This is a genomic window from Streptomyces sp. NPDC044064, from assembly GCF_056434245.1.
The window spans coordinates 38,561-61,646 of record NZ_JBWKFN010000005.1; the positions used below are offsets into that span (position 1 = coordinate 38,561).

Genomic DNA, 23,086 nt, shown 5'->3' on the forward strand with positions numbered 1-23,086 from the left:
GTGGCGCGATCGGCGTCCGTCGTATGGACGCAGCATGACGGGAGTGGAAAGCTCGAAGGACCGCGGGCGTCGCAGGAGCCGCCAGTGACGCGGTGCCGCGTGTCCGCGCCCACAGTGACCTCACCGTCCACGGGAGGCAGGATCATGGGCGACAAGGCTCAAACACACCCCGGGGCCGCCGGCAGGGCAGTGGCGGCCGACCACCCCGCGTCCGTACGGAATGTGGTGCTGGTCGGCCACTCCGGTTCGGGCAAGACGACTCTGGTGGAGGCCCTCGCGCTGACCGCGGGGGCTGTCAACCGGGCGGGCCGCGTTGAGGACGGCGGCACCGTCTCCGACTACGACGAGATCGAGCACCGGCAGCAACGCTCGGTACAGCTCTCCCTGGCCCCGGTCGAATGGGACGGGTTCAAGATCAACGTCCTCGACACCCCCGGGTACGCCGACTTCGTCGGGGAGCTGAGGGCCGGTCTGCGAGCGGCGGACGCGGCCCTCTTCGTCGTCTCGGCCTCGGACGGCGTGGACGGCTCGACCCGCATGCTCTGGGAGGAGTGCCAGGCCGTCGGCATGCCCCGGGCGATCGTGATCACACACCTGGAGGCAGCCCGGGCGGACTTCGAGGAGATGACCCGGGTGTGCGCGGAGGCCTTCGGCGCCGACGACCCCGACGCCGTGCTGCCGCTGTACCTGCCGCTGCGCGGGCCGGAGGGACCCGACGGGCACGCGCCGGTGACCGGGCTGATCGGGCTGCTGTCGCAGAAGCTGTTCGACTACGCGTCCGGGGAGCGCAAGGAGGCCGAGCCCGGCGAGGACCAGCTGCCGGCCATCGGGGAGGCCCGCAACAGGCTGATCGAGGGGATCATCGCCGAGAGCGAGGACGAGACCCTCATGGACCGCTACCTCGGCGGTGAGCAGATCGACGTCAAGACACTGATCGACGACCTGGAGCGGGCCGTCGCGCGCGGCACCTTCTTCCCGGTCCTGGCGGCCGCCCCCGCCGCCGACGGCGCCCGGCAGGGCCTCGGCACCGTCGAGCTGCTGGAACTGATCACCGGCGGGTTCCCCACCCCGGTCGAGCACCCGATGCCCGGGGTCACCACCATCGACGGCAAGCCGCGCGAGCTGAAGGCCTGCGACACGAGCGGCCCGCTGGTCGCCGAGGTCGTGAAGACCGCCTCCGACCCGTACGTCGGCCGGATCTCGCTGGTCCGCGTCTTCTCCGGCACCCTGCGCCCCGACGAGACGGTGCACGTCTCCGGGCACGGCCTCGCCGACCGCGGGCACGAGGATCACGACGTGGACGAGCGGATCGGCGCGCTGTCCACGCCCTTCGGCAAGCAGCAGCGCCCGGTGACGCACGCCGTCGCGGGCGACCTGGTGTGCGTGGCCAAGCTCGGCCGCGCCGAGACCGGGGACACGCTCTCGGCCAAGGACGACCAGCTCCTGATGGAACCCTGGCAGATGCCGGACCCGCTGCTGCCGCTCGCCATCCAGGCGCACAGCAAGGCGGACGAGGACAAGCTCTCGCAGGGGCTGAGCCGGCTGGTGGCCGAGGATCCGACGATGCGCCTGGAGCAGAACCAGGACACCCACCAGGTGGTCCTGTGGTGCCTCGGCGAGGCCCATGCGGACGTCGCCCTGGAGCGGCTGCGCAGCAGGTACGGCGTCCAGGTCGACGTCGTCCCGCACCGGGTCTCCCTCCGGGAGACGTTCGCCACGAAGGCCGCGGGGCGCGGCCGGCACGTCAAGCAGTCCGGCGGGCACGGGCAGTACGCCATCTGTGAGATCGAGGTGGAGCCGCTGCCGGGCGGCTCGGGCATCGAGTTCGTGGACAAGGTGGTGGGCGGCGCCGTGCCGCGCCAGTTCATCCCGTCCGTGGAGAAGGGCGTACGGGCGCAGGCCGCCAAGGGCGTGGTCGCCGCGTATCCGCTGGTGGACGTGCGGATCACACTGCTGGACGGCAAGGCGCACTCGGTGGACTCCTCCGACGCCGCCTTCCAGACGGCGGGCGCCCTGGCTCTGCGCGAGGCAGCGGGCCAGACCCGGATCCATCTGCTGGAACCGGTGGCCGAGGTGACCGTGCTGGTCGCCGACGACTACGTGGGCGCGGTGATGAGCGACCTGTCGAGCCGGCGCGGCCGGGTGCTCGGCACCGAGCAGGTGGGTTCCGGACGGACCCTGGTCCGCGCCGAGGTGCCCGAGTTCGAGATCGGCCGCTACGCGATCGACCTGCGCTCCCTGTCGCACGGGACGGCGCGCTTCGACCGGGCGTACGCCCGGCACGAGCCGATGCCGCCGCAGATCGCCGAGCGGATCCGCGAACAGGCGGGAGAATCCTCGTAGTTCACCACCGGTGGACGTCATGCGCCGGCGGGCGGCTTCGGCCGTCCGCCGACGCGGTGTCAGCGGCTGCGGATACGCTGATCACCTGATCACGGTGTGCCGAACTCGTTCGGCAGTGGCTCGGTATCGGCACGACGCGCTGTTCAAAAGGTGTGCGGGGCAGGGAAGTCGGGAAGGCCGCAGAAGCGACACCGGCGGCGATGGGGGCGGGAATGTCGGTTGGCACGGAGTGGGACGGACCGCAGGTGCCCGTGTCCGGCGACGAGGGACAGGCGGCGACCTTCGCGCTGGCCTCGGCGGCCTACCGGGACAACGTGGTCGAGGACATCAAGAAGACCGACAACGAGTGGCACCAGTCGGCGGTGAAGGCCGGCCGGATCGCCCTGCTCAAGCCGAACCTCGGCGAGGCCTTCTCGCGGGCCGTCGTCGACCGCATGCTCGCGCCCGGGCGCAAGCCGCTCATCCAGTCCTTCGGCGCCGAGCCGCAGGTCGTCGTGGAGCACTGCCTGGCGGCCAACAACATCCGCCGGGAGCGGGACAACCGGCTGTCCCTGGTCATGGTGGTGTGCGGCCTGATCTTCCTGCCGGGCCTCATCGGCTGGCTGCTCGTCTTCCAGCTGCGCACGTTCGTCGCCAAGCGCGAGGACAAGCGGGCCGGCGCGCTCGCCACCGCCCTGCTCGCCGGGGTCGGCGTGCTCGCCGCGCTCTTCCTGCTGAAGATGCCGTTCACCGGTTTCTGGGCGTGGTACGCGCGCGGTTGCGTCGTCGCCCCGGTGCTGGGCTGGTTCTGGGCCAAGCAGATCTGCGAGCGCACCGCGAAGGACCTGCGGGCGCGCTGGGACGGCCTGCTCTCGGGCACCAGCGTCGGCGCCAAGGTCCCCGAGGCCGTGCCGCGCAGCCCCGGCGAGACCGCGGCCGAGCAGCTGCGCCAGTCGCTGGCCCGGCTCAGCGCCGAGCAGCAGTCCAACGCGGTCTTCTACGCCGGCCCCAAGGGCATACTCGGCATGGGTACCCGCTGGGGCGCCTGGCAGCTCGCCGAGGACCTGGTGCCCGCCGACCCCACCCGGGAGATCCACCCCTTCCGCAGCTGGGACGTCGTACGCGCGATCCACGACCAGCTACGGATGCTGGAGCGCGGCCCGCTGAACACCGGCGGCTTCCCGCGGCCCTCGATACGGCACTGGATCGTCACGCCGATCGGGGAGAACGCCAAGGAGGTGTCCCGGCCGGCGGGCACGGACGTCGAGGCGTTCCAGGTCAAACCGCACGCCATACAGGACATCTGCAACAAGCAGCAGTTCGGCAGCGGTGACCGCCACTACCTGGGCGTGCAGTGGACGCTGTGGGACGGGCAGTTGGTCATCACGATGCTGATCACGGTGACCGTGCTGCACGAGACGCTGCGCATCGAGGTGACCGGGCACGCCCTGGGACCGGTGAACCCGCTGTTCACGACCAAGCCGGCGGCACCGACCAAGGAGGTCGCCAAGTCCCTCAAGCCCTGGGAGAGTCGCACGATCAAGCTGCCGCTGGTCCCCACCGACGAGGTGGTGCGGCTCGCCGCGCGCGCCCCGCTGACCTGGTATCCGCCGTTCCTCAACTGGCTGGGCGGCTCCCTCGCGCTGCCCGAGCCCTTCGGACTCAGGCACGCCTGGGCCGACCAGCCCTGGCGGCACCGCTTCATGGCCGACGACGCGCTGCGCGCGGCCACGCCGGTGCTGCGGGTGGTGCACTCGGCCGCACTCCGGGTCCTCGCGGAGAACGGCGTGGACACGGCGAAGTTCGGCAACCGCTCGTCCGTGCTCAGCGGTCTGGTGCAGGATGCGTCGCCCAGGAAGGCAGACCTCTACGACGCGTAGGGGGTGCCCTCTGCGGAGGGCACGCGGGGACCTACGCCGGCCAGGCCTCCGCCAGCATCTTCCGCGTGTCCGCCAGCAGCTGCGGCAGTACCTTCGTGTGGCCGACCACCGGCATGAAGTTCGTGTCGCCGCCCCAGCGCGGGACGATGTGCTGGTGCAGGTGGGCCGCGATGCCGGCGCCGGCCACCGTTCCCTGGTTCATACCGATGTTGAAGCCGTGCGCGCCGGAGGCGGTGCGCAGGGCCGTCATCGCCTGCTTGGTCAGCTCGGCCAGCTCGGCGGTCTCCGGCCCGGTCAGGTCGGTGTAGTCGGCCACGTGCCGGTAGGGCACGGTCATCAGGTGGCCGCCGTTGTACGGGTAGAGGTTGAGGACGGCGTAGACGTGCTCGCCGCGGCGGACGATCAGGCCGTCCTCGTCGGACTTGGCCGGGATGGAGCAGAAGGGGCAGCCGTCGCCGGACCCCGGGCCGGTCGGCTTGTTCTCGCCCTGGATGTAGGCCATCCGGTGGGGCGTCCACAGGCGCTGGAACGCGTCCTGCGTCCCCACTCCGATCTGCTGCTCCGGCTCACTCGTCATGCAAGGCAGCATATGGCTTCGCCCGTTCGCGGCGTGTCGCCGGGGCGGCAGGAGGGCACTCACCGGCCAAGCTTGGCCGGTGGACGTCGACAGCCCCCTGGCCCGCTGGGAGCAGAGCAGCGAGATTCCCCTGTTCGCCGCCTCACTGGTGTTCCTGGCGGCCTACGCGACCCGTGTCCTCGCGACCGACGTGGCGCCCTTCTGGCTCGACCTGTGCGGGTTCGTGATGCTGGCGATCTGGGTGGCCTTCGCCGTGGACTACGTGGTGCGCTTGCGGCTCAGCGGGCAGCGCTTCCTGCGCTTCGTCTCCGGGCACTTCCTGCTCACGGTGGTGGTCGTGCTGCCGCTGCTGCGCCCGCTGCGGATCGTTCCGCTCTACGACGTCATCCAGCGCCGGCAGGGCGAGCCCCGGCTCTCCCTGTACGCCCGTGTGATCTCCTACGCGAGCCTGTCCACCCTGCTCCTCGGCTTCTCCGGTGCCCTCGCGACCTACCAGCAGGAGCGCGGGGCGCCCGGCGCCACCATGAAGACGTTCGGGGACGCCGTGTGGTGGGCGGCCTCGACCCTCAGCACGGTCGGCTACGGCGACGTCACCCCGGTGACCAGGGCCGGCCGGACGATCGCGGTCGGGATGATGGCCTGCGGAGTGGGCCTGCTCGGCGCGGTGACGGGTTCGTTCTCGTCCTGGCTGTTGCAGACCTTCACCCGCGAAGGCGACGAAAGGCCCCCGGGGAAGTGATCCCCGGGGGCCCTGCAAACGGTACGGATCAGACCTGGGTCCGCTCCTCCACGATCTGCGCGATCTTGGCGATGGCCTCGTCGAACGGGATGCCGTTCTCCTGCGAGCCGTCGCGGTAGCGGAAGGACACCGAGCCGTTCGACATGTCCTCGTCGCCCGCGATGACCATGAAGGGCACCTTCTGCTTCTGGGCGTTGCGGATCTTCTTCTGCATGCGGTCCGAGGAGGAGTCCACCTCGACGCGCAGACCCTTCTTCCGGGCCGCCGCGGCGAACTTCTCCAGGTACTCGACGTGCCCGTCACCGATCGGGATGCCGAGCGCCTGGACCGGGGCGAGCCACGCCGGGAAGGCGCCCGCGTAGTGCTCCAGGAGCACCGCGAAGAAACGCTCGATCGAGCCGAAGAGGGCACGGTGGATCATCACCGGGCGCTGCTTGGAGCCGTCCGGGCCGGTGTACTCCAGGTCGAAGCGCTCGGGCAGGTTGAAGTCGAGCTGGATGGTCGACATCTGCCACGTGCGGCCGATCGCGTCCTTGGCCTGGACGGAGATCTTCGGGCCGTAGAAGGCGGCGCCGCCCGGGTCCGGGACCAGGGGCAGGCCCTGCTTCTCGGCGACCTCGCGGAGGGTCTCCGTCGCCTCCTCCCAGACCTCGTCCGAACCGACGAACTTCTCCGGGTCCTTGGTGGACAGCTCCAGGTAGAAGTCGGTCAGGCCGTAGTCGCGCAGCAGGCCGAGGACGAAGGTGAGCGTCTTGTCCAGCTCCTCGGACATCTGCTCACGGGTGCAGTAGATGTGCGCGTCGTCCTGGGTGAAGCCGCGGGCCCGGGTCAGGCCGTGCACGACGCCCGACTTCTCGTACCGGTACACGGTCCCGAACTCGAAGAGGCGCAGCGGCAGTTCACGGTACGAGCGGCCGCGCGCGTCGAAGATCAGGTTGTGCATCGGGCAGTTCATGGGCTTGAGGTAGTAGTCCACGCCCTCGTCGAGCTGCATGGGCGGGTACATGCCCTCGGCGTACCAGTCCAGGTGGCCGGACGTCTCGAAGAGCTTCCCCTTCGTCGCGTGCGGGGTGTAGACGAACTCGTAGCCCTCCTCCTCGTGACGGCGGCGCGAGTAGTCCTCCATCACGCGGCGGACGATGCCGCCCTTGGGGTGGAAGACGGCAAGGCCGGAGCCGATCTGCTCGGGGATGGAGAACAGGTCGAGCTCGTTGCCCAGCTTGCGGTGGTCGCGCTTCTCGGCCTCGGCGAGGAAGTCGAGGTACGCCTTCAGCTCGTCCTTGGACGGCCAGGCGGTGCCGTAGATGCGCTGGAGCATCGGGTTCTTCTCGCTGCCGCGCCAGTAGGCGGCCGCGTTGCGCATCAGCTTGAACGCCGGGATGAGGCGGGTCGAGGGCAGGTGGGGACCGCGGCAGAGGTCCTTCCAGCACAGGTCGCCGGTCTTGGCGTCCAGGTTGTCGTAGATCGTCAGCTCGCCGGCGCCGACCTCCACGTCCGCGCCGTCGTCGTGCGACGCCGAGCCCTTGAGGCCGATCAGCTCCAGCTTGTACGGCTCGTTCGCCAGCTCTTCGCGGGCGGCCTCGTCGGTGACGACGCGGCGGGCGAAACGCTGACCGCGCTTCTGGATCTCCTGCATCTTCTTCTCGACGGCTTTGAGATCCTCGGGCGTGAACGGCTTCTCGACGTCGAAGTCGTAGTAGAAGCCGTCCTTGACCGGCGGGCCGATGCCCAGCTTGGCCTCGGGGAACAGCTCCTGCACCGCCTGCGCCATGACGTGCGCGGTGGAGTGGCGCAGGATGTTCAGACCGTCCTCGGAGGAGATCTCGACGCCCTCGACCTCGTCGCCGTCGGACAGCTCGTACGCGAGGTCCTTCAGCTCGCCGGCCACGCGCGCGGCGATGATCGACCGCTCGCCCGCGAAGAGGTCGGCGGCCGTAGTGCCCGTCGTCACCACGCGTTCTTCCCGCTCGGAATCGCGTTGGATGATCACACGGACGTCTGACACCGGTCTCTCCTGACTGAAGGTGGGATGCGGCGCTATACCAGGAGCGCGCGCACAAGGGATCGTACCGACCCGACACCACCGACCGCTAAACGGTCACCCTCAGTCCTCGCCCCCGTACGCCTCTCCGCACGCCTCCTCGAAGAAGTCGAGATTCTCCTGAAGCGACTTCATCAGCCGGTCCCGCTCGGCGTCGTCCACCTGCACGGGGACGACCCCGGAGGCGCCGGTGAGCCTGCGGAAGCCGCCCCGGCGCTCCAGCCGGCCGTGGACCCGCACCGGGAGGCCGACGAGGTGGGCGTGGCCGGCGATGCGGTAGTCCTCCTCGTCCAGGGTGAAGCGGACGTGCGGGACCTCGGCGCCGGCGAGCACCCGAAGCCGTACGGTGCCCGCGCCGCGCGGCCCGGAGCGGCGCAGACGGACCACCGTGCCGGTGATCCGGACCGGCACCGAGGGTTCGCCCTGGACGTAGCGGGCGCCGGCCGCGTGCAGCACGGGCAGGTCGCCGGGTGAGAACTCGACGGGTTCGGCGGTGGGGGCGCAGCCCTCGGGCACTCCGGCCCCGGGGGCCCAGGCGATGGCGATGCGGGCGCCCTCGGTGCCGCGGACGAGCGTGGTGAGGGCCTCGGTCAGCTCGCGGCTGACGCCGGCCTCGACCGCGCCGTCGAACGCGTCCATCCCGCCGGTGGCCCGCTGGTAGTCGATGGCCTCGCGGGCGGCGTACAGGGCCTGGTGGAGGCGGACGGCGAGGGAGCGGCCGGTGGGCACGGGCACGAAGGCCGTCAGCCGGTGGCCCTCGGCGGTGGGGCCGACCAGGACGTCCTCCAGAAGTCCGGCGGCGGACCGGCGGTGCCGGGCGCCGTAGTAGCCGGCACGCGCGCGCGTGGCGAGCGCGGCCGCGAGGAGCATCTGGCGGGCCGCGGTGCGCAGGCGCTCGTCGACCGCCCAGGGGGAGGCTCCGACGGGCCCGCCCGGTGTGTCCCGCCACCAGCGGATCTCGTCGCTGGGCACGGCGAGGGAGATCAGCACCTCGCGCGCGGCGGGGGTGTCGCTGCGGGCGAGGGCGTCGAGGGCCTCGCCGAGCAGGTCGTCGCTGTCGGGGAAGGCCCGGCTCTCGGGCACCAGCAGGCTGGTCCCGCCGCCGCCCGGCCCGGGCGGGGTCCAGCGGCCGTAGCGCCCGGCCGCTCCCCCGCGCCGCTGCCAGCCGTGCCGGCGCAGCAGGGCGCCGAGCACGGCGGGGTCGATCTCGGCGGGGTCGGGCGGCCGGTTCCAGGCCAGGTCGTCGGGGTGCGGCCGGACCTGCCTGGCCGGCTCGTCGTACGGACGGATCCTCATGGCCTGCCTCCCGTCCCGACCCGCGTCATGATCTCGCACAGCGCTCGGTCGTCGAAGATGCGCGAGGTCGGTATCCGCACGGTGGTCCGGTGCCGGCCGGTGACCGGTTGACCGGCGAGGTTGACCCAGTAGCAGCAGTGCCTGAGGTCCAGCCGGTCGTGGCCGGCGCGCAGCCAGTCGTCCTGGGAGCGCGGGACCAGCATGACGACCAGGATCTTGTGCACCGAGACGGGCGTGCGGGCGAGTTTGCGCAGGTGGTCGTTGTCGAGGGTGAAGGAGAAGAAGCGGCCCGGCGGGTTCGGCGGGACCTGGTAGGTGCACTTGAGCTGCACCTTGATGGTGACCTCGTCGTCGACGGTGTGTCCGGGTGCGCTGTGGCTGACGTGCCAGTCGATGCCGTTGTCCGGGAAGGGCTGGGACAGCGAGCAGCCCGCCGCGGCGGCGACCGCGTGCAGATATCCGACCTGCAGTGTCTCCATGCAGGCGGTGGTGGCGAGCGTGCCGCGGACGGTGCCCGAGCGTTCGGGCAGCAGCCCGCCCCGCTCGGGCTGCGCTATGGCCATGACCAACAGCCTTCCAAGCCAAGAGTTTCCCCGCTGCGGGCTGCTGAACTGCAAAGACCCGCACTCCTGTTGTGTCCTCCCGGCGTACGGCGCAAACGGCCCGGGTATCACCAAACGGGCAGAAGACGGAACTTCATCTGCCGTGGGTGAACGAGGAGTTGGGTTGGGATGACGTGCTGGTACGAGGGGGCGCTGGCCGCCTTCGACACGGAGACGACGGGCGTCGACGTGGAGGCCGACCGGATCGTGTCGGCCGCCGTCGTCGTCCAGGACGCGCCGGGCACCCGGCCCAGGATCACCCGGTGGCTGGTGAACCCGGGTGTGCCGGTGCCGGAGGGGGCGACGGCGGTGCACGGTCTGACGGACGAACACCTGCAGCACAACGGCCGCTGGCCGGCGCCGGTGATGTTCGAGATAGCCGAGCAGCTGGCCGAGCACGCGGCGATGGGCCGCCCGCTGGTGGTGATGAACGCGCCGTTCGATCTCACGCTGCTGGACCGGGAGTTGCGCCGGCACCGCGCCTCGTCGCTGGACCGCTGGTTCGAGACGAGCCCGCTGCACGTGCTGGATCCCCGGGTCCTGGACAAGCACCTGGACCGCTACCGCAAGGGCCGGCGCACGCTGACCGACCTGTGCGCGCACTACGGCGTGACGCTGGAGGGCGCGCACGACGCGGCGGCGGACGCCATGGCCGCGCTGGACGTCGTACGCGCCGTGGGCCGCCGGTTCACCACCCGGCTGGAGCGTCTGAGCCCTGCCGAGCTGCACACGCTCCAGGCCACCTGGCACGCGGCGCAGGCCCGCGGCCTTCAGGCGTGGTTCGCGCGCAGCGGCTCGGAGGAGACGGTGAGCACGGACTGGCCGCTCAGGCCGGAGCTGCCGGCGGCGGCGTAGCGGATGTCCGGCAAGCTCCGCGCGGCAGGCGGGAATTGCCGGACAGGCTCCCCGGACCTCGGCGGGGGCGGGGGTTCACCAGGAGCCTCCGCCACCGCCGCCCGCTCCCCCGCCGACGCCGCCCGAGGAGCCGCTGCCGCTGCCGCCGGAACTTCCGGAGCCGCTGGAGGAGGGTGCCCTGGACGACATCGCGGCCGTGACGACGACGCCGAGGGCCAGCGCGGGTCCGAACCGCACGGCCGGCGAGGCGCGCCGCCGGGTGGGCACGGCGGACGACTCGACGGCGTGCCGCCAGGTGTCGCCCAGGCCGAGTGCGACGGCCCACGCCGTACAGAGCCGTACCTGGTCGTCGTCGAGCGGTTCCGTGCCGGGGAACGCGGACGGGTCGGCGAGAGCGCGCCGGAACGCCTCGACCCGCAGCAGTCGGGCGCTGCCCTCGGCGGTGCGCCGGTGCAGTTCCCAGCCGCGCCGCCACAGCGCGAGGCCGACACCGAAGACGATCACGCCGGCGACGAACAGCGGCCCTCCGGCCGCGTGGCGGCCGGCGCCCAGTGCGGCGCCCACCACGCCGGCGAGCAGGCCGAGGACGGTGGCGGCGATGCCCACGGGCCGGGCGCAGCGGGCGCGGCGCACGGCGGCCGGGTCCCACAGACCGGAGTCGGCCTGCCACTGCTTCAGGTGCCGGGCCAGCGCGTGCCAGCCCGTCTCGAAGGACGAGTCGTACCCGCCCAGGGTGATCTCCGTGCGGCCCGCGAACATGTAGCGCAGGACCTCCCTGGCGACCGGATCGTCGGCGCCCGCACCACGGTTGGGGCGCCGCAGGGTCGGGGCGTGCTCGGCACCCCCGAGCGTGAGGTGGCCGTCGGCGGCGAGGCCGAGCAGCCAGGCGGCCTGGTGCATGGGGGCGACCTGCTCGGCGGCCAGGATCCCGCCCTGGGCCGGGCTCAGGTCCCGCGGGGGCAGGGGGTTCGGAGCGGGCGTTCCCGGGCCCCGGTCGGTCCCCGCCGGTGCGGGCCGGTCGCGGCCGGCGAGCCGCAGCAGTCCGGTCGTCACCAGGGCCACGGCGAAGGCGAGGGCGACGGAGTAGAGGGCGGTCCGCAGCGGATGGGTGACGGTGGTTCCGACGGCCTCACCCTCGGGCGGCGCGGGCAGGGCCGCCCGGCCGGTGGCGCCACCGCGGGTGGCGTAGAGGGTAAGCCCTTGCTTCCCCTGGAGCCGGTCGATCCGCACGGTGAGGCGGCCGGGCTCGGTCTGCTCGGCGGTGCACTTCCGGCGGGAGCCGTCGGTGCCCTGCACACAGCGCAGACCGGTGAGGTCGTAGGGGGCGACGGCGTGGATCTCGACGCGGGACCGGTCGACGGTCCAGCCGGTGCCCACCGCGTCCCAGGCGAGCCGGCCCTTCTTCACGACGTCCCGGAGGGTGTACTGGATGCGGTACCGGTGCACGCCGGTGACGGCCCGGCCGGGGTCGCCGACCTTGATGCGGGTGGCGATCTCGCGGTGGCCGTTCGGTTCGAGGTAGTAGTCGCCGACGGTGAGTTCCCAGGGGACGCGGTGGCCGTCAAGGGTGACGGCGACGTCGGCCTCGTCCTCGTCGTAGGGCAGGTCGGGCAGGTCGCGGTAGATGCCGTGCCGTTCGGCGTCGGGGTATCCGAAGTCGTAGTCGACGACTTCGGTGATGCGCGCGCTGCCGTCGGCGGAGATCCGCGCGCCGACCCACATGGTGGTGACCCGTTCACTGTTGCCGCCGACCCTGGCCAGCGCCACGAGAGCGCCGAGCAGCAGCGTGAGGAAGAAGATGCCGATCAGACTGCCGATCCGGCGCTGACGCAGTCGCGCGCCAACTCTCGGTCCGTCCTTGCCCCGTTCCGTACCCATGACGCCCCCCTGACGTCAAAAGAGCCGGTCCGCTGTGCGGACCGGCTCTTTCCCGGTGGGCGATACTGGGTTCGAACCAGTGACCTCTTCGGTGTGAACGAAGCGCTCTCCCACTGAGCTAATCGCCCGGGAACGCACTGAACAATACAGGTCCCTGCGGTGTTACTTCAAACCGCTTCCAGGTGACGCAGCAGTCCGCGCCGCCCGGCCGCCATCATCAGCCGGTGGTTGAGGCGGAAGACCGGGCGTCCCGGCACGGCCAGCCTTCTGAGCAGGGGCTTGGTGACGTCGACGACCTGGTCGTAGCGGGCCAGCGTGCCCGCGCCGTCGGCCGTGACGGTCCAGCGGGCCGAGCCCTCGATGTCGCCGGACACGGCGATCTCCAGGACACCGGCCGCCGGGTCGCGGCGGGTCTCTCGGGCGGTGAAGGTCATGTCGTACGGCAGCAGGGAGCGGATGGTGATGACGCCGGTGACGTCGTCGAGCCGGGTCACCGCCCGTACCTGCGGCCACCAGTCGGGATAGCCCTCGGGCCGCTCCAGCACCGCGTACACGACGGCCGGCGGGGCGGGCAGGGACCACAGGCTGCGAAAGCGGTAGCGGTACCAGTCCATGGCCAGAGTCTGCCCTGGTGGACGCGTTGGTCTGAGTACGCGTACTCATGCGCCGCACGGTGGCGCGAACCACACTCGGGGGACGAGCGCCGCCGCCCGTGCGACGGCGCTCCCCCAAACGTCTTCAGGCGGGCATCTCGTCGCCGAGCAGGGCCAGGTTCTCGATGGCCGCGAGGCCGTACAGAGCGGTGTCGTTGGTCGACACCCAGCTCGCCTCGCTCCCGGGAACCAGGGTGGCCGGTCCGGTCAGCTTCTCGGTCTTCCACGGTGCGGACTCGGTGTAGCCGTCGGAGCTGTGGAACTTGGTCCAGGCGCGCTCGGCGAGCGTCGCGTCACCGGTCTGTACGGCGGCGTAGGCGTCCAGGCGCGAGTGCCCCTGGAAGAGCAGCAGGGTGCCGAAGTTGCTGCCGTAACGGGCCGCCTGTTCGGCCTTGGTGGCGTTGAAGTAGCGGCAGTAGTCGAGGTAGGCCTCCTTGAACTTCGGCAGGTCGACCAGGTGGATCAGCTCGGCGCACAGTTCACCCAGACCGAAGACGGCGGAGAGGTGGGAGACCGCCACCACCGGTTTGTCGGCGACGGCGAACCTGCCGGTGTCGATGTCGTACAGGCCGCTGCCCTGGACGAAGCCGTTGGGCTGGGCGGCGATGGTCTCCATGGTGGACAGGATCCGGGCCCTGGCCTTCTCCCATTTGGGGCCCTTGCGCTCCCACTCCGTCAGCCAGGCCGACACCAGTCCGCTCCAGTCGGTGCCGAAGCCGATCGACAGGGCGTGCGGGTCGGGGGTGTACGGGCCGGTGCGGACCTTGCGCTGCGGGTCGAGGACGAGGAACGTCTCGTCGGAGTCGACGTTGGCGCGCATGAGGTCGCCGACGCGTTCGTCGGCGGTGAGGAAGTAGTAGAAGCGCCGGTAGGTGGTGTTGGCGATGCGCTGTTGCTTGGCGCTGTCGGCGAAGTGCTGGACGCCGTGCCGGGTGCCGAGGCCGGCCCACTTGCCGAGGTGGTAGACGTCGACCTCGCCGGTGTGCCGGGGCATCGCCTCGGCGAAGCGGAAGATGTCGGAGCGGCCGCTTCTGAGGTAGGCGTACCAGAGCCACAGGTCGGGTGAGAGCTCGGAGTTGTCCCAGGCGTAGCCGCCGATGTCGTACCGCCACACGTGCCGGGCCGGATCGTAGGTGTGCATGATGTCGCCGTAGTCCCAGAAGCCGTACCAACGGCGCATCTCCACCTGGTCCTTGTAGTAGGTGAAGAGGAAGTCGAGGTGGTCCTCGATCTTCGCCTTGGCGGCGGTGGAGCGGTCCGGCTCGGAGTAGAGGCCGGGGCCGAAGACCTTGGCCCTGATGAGCTGTCCGGGCGGGGCGGCGAGCTGCGGCAGTGTCCTCACGGCTGTCACCTGGTCGGCGAGGGTCTCGGCGGCGGGCGTCGACTCGTCGGCCCAGAAGAGGAGTTCGGAGGTGCGGGCGATGCCGTGGGGGGTGCCGAACTCCGGCTCGTAGTCCTCGTAGGTGATGTTGAGGCCTTCGAGCTGCTCGGCGTAGGTGTCCTGGCCCATGCCGTCGTGGTAGAAGCGCAGGTCCATGGGCTGCGCCTCGGGCGACCAGAGCCAGAGGGTGACGGTGGCCTCGTCGGTGTGGGCGTCGCGGATGTCGAGCTGGGCGGGGAACTTCTCCCAGAAGTCCCTCAGGCCGAAGGAGAGTCCGCCGCTCGCCCCGCCGACGTAGCCGAAGCCGGAGGCCCGCCCGCCACCGCCGGCGGTGATCCAGCCGTAGCCCTTCCTGGTGCGCTTGCGCAGGGTGAAGCCGTCTGCGGAGAGCTGGGAGAGCGTGTAGTCGCCCCAGTGCGGGACGTACTGCAGGCGGGTGGTGACGCGCTGGTCCCAGGTGGCCGGGTCGGGCAGCTTCCGGCCCTCGTACTGGGCGGCCTGCACGGCGGCGCCCGGGTCGCGGCGCAGCCCGGTGATGCCCTGGACGGCCTCCCGCAGCAGGCCGGTGCCCTCGCCGCCGATGCGGATGTGCCGGTCGTAGGCCGCGTCCCGCATCGGCACGGCGAACCGTACGCCGAGCCCGCGGATGAAGTCGCCGCCGGCCTTGCCGGGCTCCAGCGTGCCGTCGTAGGTGATGGAGTGCACCATGCGGAAGGACTCGGAACCGGCGTAGAAGTACAGCCGGATCGAGAAGGGAAGCCAACTGCGGTCGCCCTTGCGGTGCTTGCCGTCGAGCCGGACCACCGCGCGGACCGGGCCGTCCTGTTCGACGGTGGCCTCGCCGATCACACCGTCGAAGCGCTCCGTCCTGACCGTGCCCTGGTCCTCGTCCTCGGCCTCGGGCTGCCGGACGAGCACGAGCCGCCCGTTCCTGGCGATCTCGGTCGAGCCCCGGGTGACCGACTTGACGAGGGTGGAGCCGTTCTTGCCGATCTTCACGGTGATGACGCCGGTGGAGACGTCGACGGTGCCGCCGCTCTTGTCGACGGTGACCTTCCGGTCGGGCGCCTTGGGGGTGCCGGCCGTGAGGGTGAGCCTGCCCGAGCCCGAGGCGACCGCGTGTGCGGTCCACTTGAGGGAGCCGTCGGGCCAGTGGGCGAGGGGCCAGGTCTGTACGGGGACGTCCTTGCCGTCGGCGTCCGTGAGCGCGAAGGTCTGGTCCTCCTGGTGGGCGCCCATCGGCCAGGGCACGCCGACGGTGGAGCCGGGCGCGGCGCCGAGGCCGCCGTCCTCCAGCCAGTCCAGGGTCACCGGGTCGGCGCCGTCGGCCGCGGGCGCGGGCGCGGCCTGCGCGTCGCTCGCCCCGACCGCCCAGCTGAACCGGGCGGCGGCACCGGCGACGGCGGCCGCCTTCAGGAGGGACCTGCGGGGAATGGGAGACATGGTCTTTCCTTCCGTGCGGGCAGCTGCGAACTGATCAGGGGCATGACAGAAACGGGTGCGATGCCCAGGGGGCACCGGCCTCGATCGAGGGCGCCGCGGGCTCAGCGGCGCCGGTACCGCTCCTCCACGGCGACGGCCGCCGCCGCGACGGCCCCGAGCACGGGGACCGCCAGCGGTGCGATGAGCACAGCGGAACAGCAGGTCAGGACCGCTCCACCGACGAGCAGGAAGGATCCGGCGGGGTCGAGGAGGGTACGGCGGCCCGCGTCGGCGAGCAGGGCGCGCCAGCGGCTTCCCGGGGTCCACACGGCAGCAGCGCGCAGCACGGCCACGGTGAGGCCGAGCAGCGCGAACAGACCCACGGCACCGGCCGGCGGCCCGCCGGGCAGCCCCTCGCGCACGGCCCGGACGTCCACCCAGGCGAGCGCCGGCACGGCCCAGCCGACGGCCCCGACGGCCCAGCCGCCGCGCAGCGCGCTCCGGAAGTCGGCGACGAACTCCCGCGCGCCGCCGCCCTCGTGCGCCGTACGACGGCGCAGATGCCGGGCGCCGGCGGCGAAGGCGGCCGGGCAGGTCACGACTCCGAGCGAGGCCACCGCGATCCACACACCGGTGAGCAGGCACTCGGCGAAGACCCCGAACCTCTCCGCGACCACGGACTCCCAGCGCGGCTTCACACGTGCTTCCGTCATGGTGGCCGCCTCAGCCCTTCAGTCCGGAGGTCGCCATGCCGTCGATCAGGTACCGCTGGAAGGCGAGGAAGAAGAGCAGCACCGGCAGCAGCGCGACCAGGGACATGGCGATCATGCCGCCGTAGTCGGCGGCCACGCCGTCGGAGTCGCGGAACATCATCAGGCCCAGGGAGACGGTGTACTTGCCGGGCTCGTTGAGGTAGATCAGCGGGCCCATGAAGTCGTTCCAGGCGTTGATGAAGGTGAAGATCGCGCTCGTGATCAGGGCGGGCCGGCACAGCGGCAGCACGATCGACCAGTAGATGCGCAGGTGACCGCAGCCGTCGAGCCGGGCGGCCTCGTCCAGCTCGCGGGGCAGGTTGCGCATGAACTGCACCATCAGGAAGACGAAGAAGGCCTCGGTCGCCAGGTACTTGCCGATCAGCAGCGGGGTGTAGGTGTTGATCCAGCCCAGCTTCTGGAACATCACGTACTGCGGGATCAGCAGGACGTGGTACGGCAGCAGCAGGGTACCGATCATCAGGGAGAAGAGCAGGTTGCGGCCGGCGAAGCGGATGCGGGCGAAGGCGTAGGCGGTGAGCGAGCAGGAGATGAGCACGCCGACGACGGCCCCGACGGCGTAGAAGAGGGAGTTCTGGAAGAAGGTCCGGATGCCGATGTCCGCCATGCCGTCGGCGAGACCCTTGAAGTTGGACAGGATCGGGTGGGACGGGAACAGCGTGAGGCTGTTGATGATGTCCCTGCCGGGCTTGAACGAGGCGCCGATCACCCAGACCACCGGGTAGAGGATGACCGCGAGGATCAGCAGGGCGCCGAGATGCCAGGCGAGGGAACCGGCGCGCCTGCGGCCGGCCCTGTCCGTGGCCTTCGTGGTGACCGCACTCATCGGGCGCCCTCCTCGTAGTGCACCCACTTCTTCTGCGACCAGAAGAGGACGGCCGTCACCAGGGCGACTGCGAGCAGCAGCATCCAGGCCATCGCGGCGGCGAAGCCCATCTGGGCGTTCTTGAAACCCTGCTGGTACAGGTAGCAGGTGTAGACGAGCGTGGCGTCGGCCGGACCGCAGTAGGTGTTGGAGACGACGTAGGCCGAGCCGAAGATCTGGAAGGAGTGGATGGTCTCCAGGAGCACGTTGAAGAACAGCACCGGGGAGATCATCGGCAGGGTGATGTTCCAGAACTTGCGGAACGGTCCCGCGCCGTCCATCTCGGCGGCCTCGTACAGCTCCCTGGGCACCTGCTTCAGCCCGGCCAGGAAGATGACCATGGGCGCCCCGAACTGCCAGACGGTCAGCGCGACCAGGCAGTACAGCACCCAGTCGGCGTTGCCGACCCAGCCGCCGGCATGGAAGCCGAGGAAGGTCTGGGCACGGTCCACCACGGCGCCGTCGGAGAAGAGCGAACGCCAGACGAAGCCCACCGAGACGCTCGCACCGATGAGTGAAGGGGCGTAGAAGGCGGCCCGGTAGAAGGACTGGCCGCGGCGGCTCTGCGCGAGGAGCAGGGCGACACCGAGGGCGAGCAGCAGCTTCAGCGGGGTGCCGATGACGACGTACTTGGCCGTCACCTCCACCGACTTCTGCCAGCGCGGGTCGTCGAACATCTTGGTGAAGTTGTCGAACCCGACCCACTTCGGGGTGTTGAAGAGGTTGTAGTCGGTGAACGCGAAGTACAGCGAGGCCGCCATCGGGCCCGCGGTCAGCAGCAGGAAGCCGGCGATCCACGGGGACATGAAGAGGTAACCGGCGAGGTTCTCCCGGCGGCGGCCCGCCCCCCCCGCGGTGCCGCGGCCGGCCGGACGTGCCTTGCGGGTCGCGGGCGCGGAGTCCTTGACGAGCGTCACGGCACGTCCCATCAGGCCTGGAAGGCGGCCTCGGACTCGGTGAAGAACTGCTTCACCGCGTCGGAGACCTTGGTCTTGCCCTGTCCGAGGTCGCCGCCGAGGCGCAGGAAGGCGGCCTCGACAGTGTCGGCGCCGGAGGGGTGCGGGGTGATCGTGCCGAGGACGCCGGACTTGGCGGTGTCCTCCTCGTACTGCGCGATCTCCTTGTTCACCGCGTCGGCCGGCTTGAAGGCCCCGTACTGCTCGGTGCTCGCGAGGATGCCCCGGTCGTAGCCCATGATCTTGCCGACCTCGGGGTCGTGGACCATGAAGTCGATGAACCGGGCGACCTCCTCGGGGTGGGAGGTGCGGGCGGAGGCGCTGAGCATCAGGGAGGCGAGGTACTGGCCGGTGTTCCTGCCGTCGGTGGTGGGGATCGGGGCGAGGCCGTAGGAGCTGTCGCCCTCCGCGGAATAGCGGACGGTGAAGTTGTCCCAGGTGAACTCCGACGCGCCGTGTCCGGCGGAGAGGGAGGACTTGGGCATGTCCTGCTGGACGACCTTGGGGTCGGTGACGATGCCGGCCTTGACGCGGTGGTAGCCGTCCGTCCACCACTCCGTCAGGTCGGCCCTGTCGAAACCGAGTCCGTCCTTGGTGAAGAAGGCCTTCCCGTTCTGGCGGAGGTAGAGGTCGTACAGGTACATGATGGTGAAGTAGCCGGTGTCCCCGGCGACCTTCGTCCTGTCGTGGATGGTCTTCAGGGCCTTGAAGTACTCGTCCCAGGTCCAGCCCGGCTGCGGCTCGACGCCCGCCTTCCGGAAGACCTTCTTGTCGATGACGAGCGCCATGGTGTTGGAGCCGACCGGAACGCCGAGCTGCTTGCCGTCGACCTCGCCGACCTTCGTGACGCCCGCCCGGAAGTGATCCAGGCTCAGATTGCCGGCCTGCACCTGTGACTTGAGGTCCAGAAGAATTCCGCGCTTGTCGTACTTCCGAAGAAATGTGACGGCGTTCTGGAAAACGTCCGGGGGATTTCCGCCGGCCGCCTGCGTCTGGAACTTCTCCCAGAACGACTGGTACGTCTGAAAGTCGGTCTTGACCTTGATCTTCGGGTACTTCTTCTCGAAGAGCGCGATCGTCCGATTGATCTTCTTGGCCCGCTCCTCGGCTCCCCACCACGAGTAACGGATCGTCACCGTCCCGTTCCCGGAACCGCTTTCACCACCACACCCGGTCGCCGTGGCGAGCCCGAGCGCGGCGGCCGAGACCCCGGCGGCCTTCAGGATCGTACGCCTCTCAAGATTCCTGCTGGTTCCCACGGTCGGGCCCCTCTCCGCAGCGTCGTCGCCGCCATCATGAATCGTTTCAAGTAAGCGCTTGCTGGCACAAGTTACGGAGGGGCCGGAGGTGCGTCAATGATTCGGGCAGGATTTTCTGCCGGGCCCGGGCCGGAACCCGGGGCGTCCGGTCTGGGCGCAGGAGCACGTGGGCGGGGTGATTGCGCAGGTCGGCGGTCGCCGCCGGGTGGACAGGGAAGCCGGTCGGCCGGCCACAGGACGCCACCTCCGCGGAGCGCCACCGCTGGACGAAGTGGCCACAGCCGTCCAGCGCCTGCGGGGGCCGCAAGGCCCGGCAGGGTGGCCGGAATGCGTCGGTGGCGCCGCCCCGCGGCGTCGGGTGCGCGCACGCGGCGGTGGGCACCTCGGGTTCGCCGTTCTCGGCCGGGTGGCTCCGCCCTTCGAGCTGCAGCGGCTCCGGGTCCCTGCTCATGGCCCGGGCCCGGACCGCCGGATCTACCGGATCGGGCTGGAGGAGTGCGCGGTGCGGCTCGGTGACAGAGCGAAGTCGGACGAAGCCGGGAACAGAGCGGAGCCGGAACCGCGGCGAAGTCGCAACCGCAGCACAGTCGCACCGATGATCCACCCGGACGGCGTAACGCCCGCGGTGACCTTCGGGAAGCGCCCACACGACGACGGCCCACCTGCTGTTCGCAGATGGGCCGTCGGTTCCGGGTGGGCGATACTGGGTTCGAACCAGTGACCTCTTCGGTGTGAACGAAGCGCTCTCCCACTGAGCTAATCGCCCGGGCGCAGGAAGAACATTACCCCATGTCAGGGGGTGCCTCCGACCACGCCCGGGTCCGCGGTCACTGGTTCTTGATCTGCCACGGCAGCACGATGCCGAACTTCCACAGGTAGACCCCGACCAGCGCGCCCACCATCACCAGGCCGATCACCGTCAGCGTGATGTTGCGGCGCCGCACCCTGGGATCGAGGGCCTTCTGGGCCGCCTCGGTGACCTTGCGTTTCGTCCAGCGCAGCACAAGCTGGGCCCAGACGAACTCGGTCGCCCAGATCGCCATGCCCGCGAAGATCACCACCCAGCCCGGGCCCGGGAGCGGCAGCATGACGATGCCCACCACGACGACCGCGAGGCCGACCACGAAGATGCCGACCTGCCAGCTCAGGTGCAGCGCACGGCGGGCCTTGATGAAGGCCGGCGCCCGGGAGCCGAGCCCCCGCTCGGGCTGCTCCGCGCCCGCCGCCACGTCCGCCTTGTCGGCCTTGTCCGCATCGTCCGCCGCCACGGCGACCTCGCCCGGCTCGTCACTCCCCGTATTCATACAGACAAACCCTACCCGAGTGAATCCAGTCACCGGAATGGTCGCAGGTCTCGCCCGAGTTCTCGGCCGGAAGAGTTACGTAAAGACACGCAAAACACTCAGAGGGGTTTACAACGGCACCGTAGGTGGCATGTCGATTTCGCCGACGTGCGAATCCCCGAGCGCACACTGAGCGAAAGGCCCTGGCGCTTATGAACACCACGGTCAGCTGCGAGCTGCACCTGCGCCTCGTTGTGTCGAGCGAGTCATCCCTGCCTGTCCCCGCAGGCCTGCGGTACGACACGGCCGACCCCTACGCCGTGCACGCCACCTTCCACACCGGAGCCGAGGAGACCGTCGAGTGGGTGTTCGCCCGCGACCTCCTCGCCGAGGGGCTTCACCGGCCCACCGGCACCGGCGACGTCCGCGTCTGGCCGTCCCGCAGTCACGGTCAGGGCGTCGTGTGCATCGCCCTGAGCTCTCCGGAAGGGGAAGCCCTGCTGGAAGCCCCGGCACGGGCCCTGGAGTCCTTCCTGAAGCGAACCGACGCCGCCGTGCCGCCCGGCACGGAACACCGGCACTTCGATCTGGATCAGGAGCTCTCGCACATCCTGGCGGAGAGCTAGGCCGAGGCCGCCCCTCAAAGCCGCCCGGCGCCGTCCACTCGGGGAGACGGCTCGGGCCAAGACAACCGCATACGGCACAGAGCGACGCCGTCACCGTGAGTGCTCACGGGGCGGCGTCGGCCTGTTTTCCGGCCACATCCAGGCATATCGTGCAGGCACCGGACGGACTCGGGAACCGCCGAGTGCACGGAGGCGTTCTACCGGGCAATCGCCGGTGGGCGGCCCCCGGTACGGTGGGCGCGGTTGTCGCTACCATCGGCCAGCATCGGCGGGCGCCCGCCCGACCCTCAGGCCAGGGAGCGAAACGTGCTGATCACCCACGACACCCGGTGCGCACTCGACACCGTGGTGGATCTGGTGAACACCGCGCCGGAGGACGACCCGGCGGCGGACGGACTGCCGGACGTCGCGGCTCTCGCTGACTTCGTGCGCAGTCACGCGATCAGCGATGTCGGGGTGCTGTCGGAGTTCGACCTGTCGGCGGTGCGCAAGATCCGGGGCAGGTTCGCGGGAATCTTCGCGGCTCCGGACGCCCGGTCCGCCGCGGGGATGATCAACGAGCTGGTCGCCGCGGCCGGTACCACCCCGCGGCTGACGGACCACGACGACTACGACTGGCATGTGCACTACTTCGCCCCGGGCGCGTCCGTGGCCGACCACCTGGCGGCCGACTGCGGGATGGCGCTCGCCTTCTTCGTGGTGGCCGGGGAGCAGGAGCGGCTGCGGCGCTGCGAGGCGCCGGACTGCCGGCGCGCCTTCGTGGACCTCTCCCGCAACCGCTCGCGCCGCTACTGCGACAGCCGCACCTGCGGGAACCGGCTGCATGTGGCGGCCTACCGGGCCCGGCGCAAGGAAGCGGCGGGCTGATCCCCGGGAACACGCCCGGTCGACGCCGGTCCCGGCGGGTGACGCCGGGACGGACGTGTACGGCTCACAGCAACAGCAGGTCGTGCAGCGCAGCCATGAGGAGCAGACACCCGATCACCGCAAGGAAGATCATCAGCGGTGGCTGGGATAGGGCGAAGAGGCATCCGCGCGGCTCGTCCTTCGGCGGCGCGGCCTCGCTCTGTCTCGTGTCCAGCATCTCGCGGTGATGATGACCCAGGGGATGCCCCCTTGGCGATCACCACAGCTTCGAGTGCGGTACTTCACCGATTTCCGTACCGGTCCGCTCGACTTGCTTCCGGTTGTGAACGGTTTCAGATCATATGCCGTGCTTCTTGAGGATGGCCTCGATGTCGCTGAAGTCGTCGGCGGAGGTGGTGGCGGGCGGAGCGCCCGCGGGCCGGGCGGCAGGCCGGTTCGCCGGGCCCAGCGAGGGGGCCGAGGCGGCCGGGGCCACCGCGTCGCGTCCGGCGGCCCGTGCCGCCCTGCGCTCCGCGCGGCTGCCACCGCGCCTGCGCTCCACGGCCCGTGTCGTCGCGAAGAGTGCCCAGGCAGCGCCCAGCACACCGAAGCCGGCCCAGGCCGTCGGGCTGAAGGCCGTGTCGGCCAGCCAGCCGACGACGCCCGTCATGACCAGGCCGATCGGGATCAGCGCATAGGCGGTGATGCGGGCGGCGGCCAGGAAACGCTTGCGGTAGGCGGTGACCGCGGCGACGCCGAGGCCGGCCGCGGAGACGGCGGAACACACGGTCTCGGCAATCATCCGGTCCTCCTGGCGGGCTCGATGGGGCAC

The 23,086-nt window shown here is 70.7% G+C and carries 20 protein-coding genes and 2 tRNA genes; 6 read left to right on the plus strand and 16 right to left on the minus strand.

All coding sequences use genetic code 11. The annotated features are described in order from the left end of the window. Positions 1-144: 144 nt before the first annotated feature. Both AC07DS_RS09920 and AC07DS_RS09925 read left to right on the plus strand, forming a co-directional pair. A complete protein-coding gene (locus AC07DS_RS09920) occupies positions 145-2,343 on the plus strand; it encodes an elongation factor G-like protein EF-G2 (RefSeq protein ID WP_479143965.1) in 2,199 nt (732 codons plus the stop codon). Between the two features lie 212 nt (positions 2,344-2,555). Then, a complete protein-coding gene (locus AC07DS_RS09925; RefSeq protein ID WP_479143966.1) occupies positions 2,556-4,202 on the plus strand; it encodes a hypothetical protein in 1,647 nt (548 codons plus the stop codon). Between the two features lie 31 nt (positions 4,203-4,233). Here the strand turns inward: AC07DS_RS09925 and AC07DS_RS09930 are convergent, their stop codons facing one another. Then, positions 4,234-4,791, minus strand: coding sequence for an HIT family protein (locus AC07DS_RS09930; protein ID WP_479143967.1), 558 nt, complete (start codon positions 4,789-4,791; stop codon positions 4,234-4,236). 67 nt (positions 4,792-4,858) lie between these two features. Between AC07DS_RS09930 and AC07DS_RS09935 the strand changes: the two genes are divergently transcribed. Beyond that, a complete protein-coding gene (locus tag AC07DS_RS09935; RefSeq protein ID WP_479143968.1) occupies positions 4,859-5,518 on the plus strand; it encodes a potassium channel family protein in 660 nt (219 codons plus the stop codon). A 28-nt stretch (positions 5,519-5,546) separates the two neighbouring features. On the opposite strand, the gene thrS is transcribed toward AC07DS_RS09935, so the two are convergent. From thrS to AC07DS_RS09950, 3 genes are all read right to left on the minus strand, one after another. After that, complete coding sequence (gene thrS, locus AC07DS_RS09940; RefSeq protein WP_479143969.1) at positions 5,547-7,523, minus strand: threonine--tRNA ligase; 1,977 nt, start codon at positions 7,521-7,523, stop codon at positions 5,547-5,549. A 99-nt stretch (positions 7,524-7,622) separates the two neighbouring features. Next, positions 7,623-8,855 (minus strand): hypothetical protein, encoded by a 1,233-nt coding sequence (locus AC07DS_RS09945; protein ID WP_479143970.1) that lies wholly within the window; start codon positions 8,853-8,855, stop codon positions 7,623-7,625. Then, positions 8,852-9,418 carry a DUF4365 domain-containing protein gene (locus tag AC07DS_RS09950; RefSeq protein WP_479143971.1) on the minus strand — a complete coding sequence of 189 codons (567 nt, stop codon included), beginning with the start codon at positions 9,416-9,418 and terminating at the stop codon, positions 8,852-8,854. Before AC07DS_RS09950 ends, AC07DS_RS09945 begins: the two co-directional genes overlap by 4 nt. 168 nt (positions 9,419-9,586) lie before the next feature. On the opposite strand from AC07DS_RS09950, the gene AC07DS_RS09955 reads away from it, so the two are divergent. After that, a complete protein-coding gene (locus AC07DS_RS09955) occupies positions 9,587-10,312 on the plus strand; it encodes an exonuclease domain-containing protein (protein ID WP_479143972.1) in 726 nt (241 codons plus the stop codon). A gap of 75 nt (positions 10,313-10,387) precedes the next feature. Here the strand turns inward: AC07DS_RS09955 and AC07DS_RS09960 are convergent, their stop codons facing one another. The 10 genes from AC07DS_RS09960 to AC07DS_RS10005 all read right to left on the minus strand — a co-directional run bounded on the left by AC07DS_RS09960 (position 10,388) and on the right by AC07DS_RS10005 (position 20,803). Further along, the gene (locus tag AC07DS_RS09960; protein ID WP_479143973.1) at positions 10,388-12,190 is read right to left on the minus strand and encodes a DUF2207 domain-containing protein; all 1,803 of its coding nucleotides are present in this window, start codon (positions 12,188-12,190) and stop codon (positions 10,388-10,390) included. A gap of 56 nt (positions 12,191-12,246) precedes the next feature. Then, positions 12,247-12,318: transfer RNA gene (locus AC07DS_RS09965), tRNA-Val, on the minus strand. 39 nt (positions 12,319-12,357) lie between these two features. After that, a complete protein-coding gene (locus tag AC07DS_RS09970; protein ID WP_479143974.1) occupies positions 12,358-12,804 on the minus strand; it encodes an SRPBCC family protein in 447 nt (148 codons plus the stop codon). A gap of 124 nt (positions 12,805-12,928) precedes the next feature. Beyond that, positions 12,929-15,667: an exo-rhamnogalacturonan lyase family protein gene (locus tag AC07DS_RS09975; RefSeq protein ID WP_479143975.1), complete on the minus strand. Its 2,739-nt coding sequence runs from the start codon at positions 15,665-15,667 to the stop codon at positions 12,929-12,931. 101 nt (positions 15,668-15,768) lie between these two features. Next, complete coding sequence (locus AC07DS_RS09980) at positions 15,769-16,359, minus strand: hypothetical protein (protein WP_479143976.1); 591 nt, start codon at positions 16,357-16,359, stop codon at positions 15,769-15,771. 10 nt (positions 16,360-16,369) lie between these two features. Further along, entirely contained in the window at positions 16,370-17,245 is an 876-nt protein-coding gene (locus tag AC07DS_RS09985; RefSeq protein WP_479143977.1) for a carbohydrate ABC transporter permease, read from the minus strand. Beyond that, positions 17,242-18,201, minus strand: coding sequence for a carbohydrate ABC transporter permease (locus tag AC07DS_RS09990; protein ID WP_479143978.1), 960 nt, complete (start codon positions 18,199-18,201; stop codon positions 17,242-17,244). Before AC07DS_RS09990 ends, AC07DS_RS09985 begins: the two co-directional genes overlap by 4 nt. 11 nt (positions 18,202-18,212) lie before the next feature. Further along, on the minus strand, positions 18,213-19,499 hold the full coding sequence (locus AC07DS_RS09995) for an ABC transporter substrate-binding protein (protein ID WP_479143979.1): 1,287 nt from the start codon (positions 19,497-19,499) through the stop codon (positions 18,213-18,215). A gap of 694 nt (positions 19,500-20,193) precedes the next feature. Next, positions 20,194-20,265 (minus strand) — tRNA-Val (locus tag AC07DS_RS10000). A 61-nt stretch (positions 20,266-20,326) separates the two neighbouring features. Then, the gene (locus AC07DS_RS10005) at positions 20,327-20,803 is read right to left on the minus strand and encodes a TIGR02611 family protein (RefSeq protein WP_479143980.1); all 477 of its coding nucleotides are present in this window, start codon (positions 20,801-20,803) and stop codon (positions 20,327-20,329) included. 191 nt (positions 20,804-20,994) lie between these two features. Here AC07DS_RS10005 and AC07DS_RS10010 point away from each other — a divergent pair, with 191 nt between their 5' ends. Continuing rightward, positions 20,995-21,408 carry an SsgA family sporulation/cell division regulator gene (locus AC07DS_RS10010; RefSeq protein ID WP_004002642.1) on the plus strand — a complete coding sequence of 138 codons (414 nt, stop codon included), beginning with the start codon at positions 20,995-20,997 and terminating at the stop codon, positions 21,406-21,408. Between the two features lie 306 nt (positions 21,409-21,714). Beyond that, positions 21,715-22,275 carry a CGNR zinc finger domain-containing protein gene (locus tag AC07DS_RS10015; protein WP_479143981.1) on the plus strand — a complete coding sequence of 187 codons (561 nt, stop codon included), beginning with the start codon at positions 21,715-21,717 and terminating at the stop codon, positions 22,273-22,275. Between the two features lie 64 nt (positions 22,276-22,339). On the opposite strand, the gene AC07DS_RS10020 is transcribed toward AC07DS_RS10015, so the two are convergent. Together AC07DS_RS10020 and AC07DS_RS10025 are read right to left on the minus strand one after the other, a co-directional pair. Further along, the gene (locus AC07DS_RS10020; RefSeq protein WP_165289388.1) at positions 22,340-22,492 is read right to left on the minus strand and encodes a hypothetical protein; all 153 of its coding nucleotides are present in this window, start codon (positions 22,490-22,492) and stop codon (positions 22,340-22,342) included. 120 nt (positions 22,493-22,612) lie between these two features. Then, positions 22,613-23,056 carry a hypothetical protein gene (locus AC07DS_RS10025; RefSeq protein WP_479143982.1) on the minus strand — a complete coding sequence of 148 codons (444 nt, stop codon included), beginning with the start codon at positions 23,054-23,056 and terminating at the stop codon, positions 22,613-22,615. Between the last annotated feature and the right edge of the window lie 30 nt (positions 23,057-23,086).

Coding starts and splice junctions, on each gene's coding strand:
- AC07DS_RS09920 (WP_479143965.1), top strand. CDS start 145: ATGGGCGACAAGGCTCAAACACACCCCGGGGCCGCCGGCAGGGCAGTG.
- AC07DS_RS09925 (WP_479143966.1), top strand. CDS start 2,556: ATGTCGGTTGGCACGGAGTGGGACGGACCGCAGGTGCCCGTGTCCGGC.
- AC07DS_RS09930 (WP_479143967.1), bottom strand. CDS start 4,791: ATGCTGCCTTGCATGACGAGTGAGCCGGAGCAGCAGATCGGAGTGGGG.
- AC07DS_RS09945 (WP_479143970.1), bottom strand. CDS start 8,855: ATGAGGATCCGTCCGTACGACGAGCCGGCCAGGCAGGTCCGGCCGCAC.
- AC07DS_RS09950 (WP_479143971.1), bottom strand. CDS start 9,418: ATGGCCATAGCGCAGCCCGAGCGGGGCGGGCTGCTGCCCGAACGCTCG.
- AC07DS_RS09955 (WP_479143972.1), top strand. CDS start 9,587: ATGACGTGCTGGTACGAGGGGGCGCTGGCCGCCTTCGACACGGAGACG.
- AC07DS_RS09960 (WP_479143973.1), bottom strand. CDS start 12,190: ATGGGTACGGAACGGGGCAAGGACGGACCGAGAGTTGGCGCGCGACTG.
- AC07DS_RS09970 (WP_479143974.1), bottom strand. CDS start 12,804: ATGGACTGGTACCGCTACCGCTTTCGCAGCCTGTGGTCCCTGCCCGCC.
- AC07DS_RS09975 (WP_479143975.1), bottom strand. CDS start 15,667: ATGTCTCCCATTCCCCGCAGGTCCCTCCTGAAGGCGGCCGCCGTCGCC.
- AC07DS_RS09980 (WP_479143976.1), bottom strand. CDS start 16,359: ATGACGGAAGCACGTGTGAAGCCGCGCTGGGAGTCCGTGGTCGCGGAG.
- AC07DS_RS09985 (WP_479143977.1), bottom strand. CDS start 17,245: ATGAGTGCGGTCACCACGAAGGCCACGGACAGGGCCGGCCGCAGGCGC.
- AC07DS_RS10005 (WP_479143980.1), bottom strand. CDS start 20,803: ATGAATACGGGGAGTGACGAGCCGGGCGAGGTCGCCGTGGCGGCGGAC.
- AC07DS_RS10010 (WP_004002642.1), top strand. CDS start 20,995: ATGAACACCACGGTCAGCTGCGAGCTGCACCTGCGCCTCGTTGTGTCG.
- AC07DS_RS10020 (WP_165289388.1), bottom strand. CDS start 22,492: ATGCTGGACACGAGACAGAGCGAGGCCGCGCCGCCGAAGGACGAGCCG.
- AC07DS_RS10025 (WP_479143982.1), bottom strand. CDS start 23,056: ATGATTGCCGAGACCGTGTGTTCCGCCGTCTCCGCGGCCGGCCTCGGC.